The following is a 1374-nucleotide window of genomic DNA, read 5'->3' as shown; positions in this document are numbered from 1 at the left end:
ACCACGGCGGTGCGGATGCGGGGGTGAGTCGCCAGGACCGCTTCCACCTCACCCGGCTCGATCCGAAAACCCCTCACCTTCACCTGCTCATCCGCCCGCCCCAAGAACTCCACCTCCCCACACACCGACCACCGCACCCGATCCCCCGTCCGATACATCCGCGACCCATCCCCCACAAACGGATCAGCCACAAACCGCTCCGCCGTCAAACCCCCACGCCCGCCATACCCCCGCACCACCTGCGGACCCCCAACAAACAACTCACCCGCCACACCCACCGGCACCGGACACAACGAACCGTCCAACACATACAAACGCGTATTAGGCAACGCCCCACCCACCGCAGCAGGCCGATCCACACCCCCCACACCACCCCACACACTCAACGTCGAATCAACCGTCGCCTCCGTCACCCCATACGCCCCCACCAACACCACACCCGCACCCAAAACCTCCCGCGCCCGCACCACCGCCCCCGTACGCCACACATCCGTCGTCACCGCCACCAACCTCAACCCCGACAAACCCCTCCCACCCCGCTCCTCAACCCACCCCACCAACTCCTCCACATACCGAGGCGCACACTCCAACGCCTCCACACCCGCACCCGCCAACACCCCCACCCACTCCTCCACCTCCACCTGCAAACCCACCCGCCCCAACACCAACACCCCACCCCCACCCAACGACCGCACCACATCACCCGAAAACACATCAAAACTCGCACTCGCCACCGACAACCACCGACGACCACCCCCCACACCCACACCCGCATACACCGAACCCCACCCCACACACACCGCCACCAACGACCCATGCGACACCAACGCACCCTTCGCACGACCCGTCGACCCCGACGTATAAATCACCGCCGCCAACTGATCGGGGAGCACGGCCGGACGCTCCACGGGCTCAGAGGCCTCGGACCGGAACAGGGACGGATCGTCGAGCCACACCACCGTCTCCGCGCTGAGACGACCGTCGACCGTCGACCGGTCCCCGACCAGCACCCGCACGCCGCTGTCGGCGAGCATGAACTCCAGCCGCTCCACCGGATATTCAGGGTCGAGCGGCAGATACGCACCGCCCGCCAGCCACACCCCCAGCACCGCCACCACCAAATCGACACCCCGCGGCAGACACAACCCCACCACCGACTCCGCACCCACACCCCGAGCACGCAACACACGAGCCAACCGACCCGCCCGCGCCACCAACCCCCCATACGTCAACACCCGATCACCGGACACCACCGCCACCGCATCCGGAGCAGCAGACGCCCGCGCGACGATCAACTCATGCACCCCACCCACCGACGGCAACACAAGCGACGCGCCGTTCCAACCCCGCACCACCTGCTCGACCTCACCCGCC

At 67.2% G+C, this 1374-nt stretch carries 1 protein-coding gene; it reads right to left on the bottom strand.

Annotated features, from left to right (window positions below; all coding sequences use genetic code 11):
• A partial coding sequence (locus AQI94_RS42285; protein ID WP_159050670.1) for an amino acid adenylation domain-containing protein occupies positions 1-1374 on the bottom strand: 1374 nt, incomplete at both ends.

This window comes from Streptomyces pseudovenezuelae (assembly GCF_001513955.1).
GTDB lineage: Bacteria > Actinomycetota > Actinomycetes > Streptomycetales > Streptomycetaceae > Streptomyces > Streptomyces pseudovenezuelae.
Note: the sequence above shows the minus strand (reverse complement) of the source record. Positions and strands in the feature narration are given on the sequence as shown.